The organism is Massilia sp. NBRC 108631 (assembly GCF_059704565.1).
The window spans coordinates 1-3,195 of record NZ_BAAKJE010000135.1; the positions used below are offsets into that span (position 1 = coordinate 1).

2 protein-coding genes and 1 pseudogene are annotated in these 3,195 nt (G+C 58.6%); all 3 read left to right on the forward strand.

Annotated elements, in window-relative coordinates:
• Positions 1–449 precede the first annotated feature (449 nt).
• Positions 450–797 carry an IS66 family insertion sequence element accessory protein TnpB gene (gene tnpB, locus AC6H42_RS15145; RefSeq protein WP_497548405.1) on the forward strand — a complete coding sequence of 116 codons (348 nt, stop codon included), beginning with the start codon at positions 450–452 and terminating at the stop codon, positions 795–797.
• Between the two features lie 37 nt (positions 798–834).
• Positions 835–1,920: pseudogene (gene tnpC, locus AC6H42_RS15150) on the forward strand (IS66 family transposase); the annotation flags it as partial.
• Between the two features lie 169 nt (positions 1,921–2,089).
• The gene (locus AC6H42_RS15155; protein WP_497548406.1) at positions 2,090–3,121 is read left to right on the forward strand and encodes a site-specific integrase; all 1,032 of its coding nucleotides are present in this window, start codon (positions 2,090–2,092) and stop codon (positions 3,119–3,121) included.
• Positions 3,122–3,195 lie beyond the last annotated feature (74 nt).

Consider the following 3,195-nt stretch of genomic DNA (forward strand, 5'->3'; position numbering starts at 1 on the left):
CTCCCAGCACCTTGTGGCTGGCAAATAAATGAACGCTGGCCTGCGGCCAGCCATCATCAACTAAACTGTTACGGCACTCAACACGGTGCTGAGTCGACGCTTACTAATGATGTGCGCCTTCATGCGCTTTTTTGCGGCCGTCAGCATCGCTCCGCGCTGAGCTGGCGCTAGCATCTGGGCGAACTCGAGCTCCTCCACATACTGTGCCACCGAGTAGTCGTTTGCGACCAATGCAATTTCCCGTTCCGAAATCCGCATCCCTCTCCCCTTGGTTCGCCCAACAGCTAATGGATATATAGATTAGCTGTTGGGCACATCTCTGTAAAGGGGCCGGCGACAGATCTCGCTCGTCCAATAGCTAATCTATATCTCATTTAGCTAAAGCAACGACGGCGCCCGGTCGCCTCCTGTTGTCGCGCCAGCTGCTTTACGGCGGGTAGGGTACTGCGATGATCGGCCTGCCCGCCGGCACCAAGGTCTGGCTCGCCGCCGGTACCACCGATATGCGCTCAGGCTTCAACGGCCTGGCCGCCAAAGTGCAGACGGCGCTGGAGGAAGATCCATTCAGCGGGCACGTGTTCGTATTTCGTGGCCGGCGCGGCGACAGCATCAAATTGCTGTGGTGGACCGGCGACGGCCTGTGCCTACTGGCCAAGCGGCTTGAGCGTGGCCGCTTCATCTGGCCGCAGGCCAGCAACGGCTCGGTGGCGTTGACGCAGGCGCAGCTGTCGATGCTGCTCGAAGGCATCGACTGGCGGCGCCCCGAGCGGACCTGGAAACTAACGTCGGCCTTGTAAACGTGATACGCCTCGCGTAAACTCGGCGCATGCTCAACCCAGCCGACCTGCCCAACGACATCGCCGCCTTGAAGGCGCTGTTGCTCGCTCAGAACGAGGTGGTGGAAGGGCTGCGCGAACAACAGAACACGCCCACATCCTGGTGGCGAAATTTGCCGATCACCTCCCGCTGTACCGGCAGTCGGTCGTTTATGCCCGTGAAGGCGTTGATCTTGACCGCGCCCTGTTGGCGAGCTGGGTTGGTTCCGCCAGCGCACTGCTGCGTCCGCTGGTTGACGCCGTTCGGCGCCACGTGCTGACGGCCTTGAAGCTGCATGCCGACCACACCCCGATCCCTGTGCTGGCGCCCGGCAACGGAAAAACCAAGACGGCGCGCCTGTGGACCTATGTGCGCGACGACCGGCCTTCGGGCGACGGCGCGCCACCAGCGGTTTGGTTTGCCTACACGCCTGACCGCAAGGGCATTCATCCGCAGAACCACCTGGCCACATTCGAGGGCGTGCTCCAAGCCGATGCATATGCCGGCTTCAATGCCTTGTTCGAAGACGGCACGATTCGCGAAGCCGCCTGCTGGGCGCATGCACGGCGCAAATTCCACGACCTGCACGCAGCGCGACCGACAGCGCTGACCACCGAGGCATTGCGCCTGATCGCCGAACTCTATGTGATCGAGGCAGAGATCCGGGGCCAACCTCCAGAGGCACGAAGGCAGGTGCGGCAAGCCCGCTCTCGCCCGCTGCTCGATGACCTGGAGCAGTGGCTGCGCACCACGCTCGACACGCTGTCGCGGAAGTCCGACACGGCGGCGGCGATCCTGTATGCGCTCAAACTTTGGCCGGCGCTGCTGCGCTATTGCGATGACGGCGCCATCGGGATTGATTACTCGGCGGCCGAACGGGCATTGCGCGGCGTGGCCATTGGCCGTCGCAACTACCTGTTTGCTGGTGCCGACAGCGGTGGCGAATGCGCCGCCGCGATCTACTCGTTGATCGGTACGGGCAAGCTGAACGGTGTCGACCCCGAAGCTTGGTTGCGCCATGTGCTGAAGCATATCGCCGATCACCCGGTCAACCGGGTTGATGAATTCTTGCCTTGGAACTGCGGCTTGCCAGCAGCCCTCTGAGATTACGCCGCTTCCCAGTGGGGTGATGCCATCATCAATCAAATTGCCCAAGCACTCAAGACGGCGCTGAGCGGACGCTTACTTTGATCGCTAGTGAAGATGTGAATATGGTGCTTGAGAGGCATCATAATCGCACGATGTTTGAATTGTTCATGACATTAAATTGGTCTTGTTAGCGACCTATGTTCCTAGTAGCCTTGCGCCATCGCTACTACTTCTCTTGCCGATGTTTGAAGTCCATAACTGCCGTTTCAGCCACGGCGAAATTCTTCCGCTGCTCTGTCGGGCGCCTTACCAAACTCCGGTTGCACTGCCTCTGATCTACACGGTCTTGCGCCGCAGGCACCGCGCGGTCAGCACTTTGCGCCGGGATGCACAGATCCTTAAATGGCTCTATCAATGGGCGTATCATGCACTTGAGCGCGACTTCGACGAGCTTGCCATAAGCGGCCAGCTACACCTAGTCATTAACAAGCTCGAGCATTTTGGATTCTGGCTGCGAACCGGGCGCGTCACTACAAAAATTGCGGGTAGGATCGGAAACGCTCAATCAGACAACGGTGCTGACTGGCTTCACCCCACGAGCTTTAATGGCTATCTCCAGACCGTTCAGTTGTTCCTGACATGGGCTGCCGAACGATATCTTCCGGATGTTACGGCGACACCTTTGGATGAGCGCGTACTGGCATTAAAAGACCGCATTCGATCTAATTTTGATGCGCTATACCTCGGTGGGAGTTCAGTCGCAGAAGTGAAGGGATTGGACGATCAGGATTTGCATGCGCTTCTCCTCATGCTGCATCCAAGTGCTTCCGATAACCCGTTTCGGCGCAATGCACGGGTTCGCAACTGGCTGATCTTCAGGCTTTTCGCTGAGGCAGGTCCGCGCCGTGGAGAGCTGCTTAAGCTAAAGACCACAGATTTAGTGGAGGACGGCGAAAAATTTTACGTTACTTTGCGCCGCATGCCGGATGATCCGTCTGAGACGCGTGCCATTCCTCCCGCGCAGAAAACGCTGCCGCGCACTGTGGGCATTAGTGAAGCCCTCTTTCTGGATCTGGAAAAATATATCCAGACGGAGCGCCGTCCGATTCGAGACGGTAAACGCAGCCGGCTACCGCACCAATTCCTCTTTACCTCCGAACGCGGCACTCCCCTTTCACTTTCTGCACTGGTGAGCGACAATTATCTTGGCCGGTAGACGACAACTATCTTGGCCGGTTGTCACCTGAAACCGGCCCGGTGCGGAAGCGAGGTTTACAGTTGTTTCATTCA

Bases quoted from the DNA above. Each gene is read 5' to 3' on its own strand.
- tnpB (WP_497548405.1), top strand. From the start codon at position 450: ATGATCGGCCTGCCCGCCGGCACCAAGGTCTGGCTCGCCGCCGGTACC.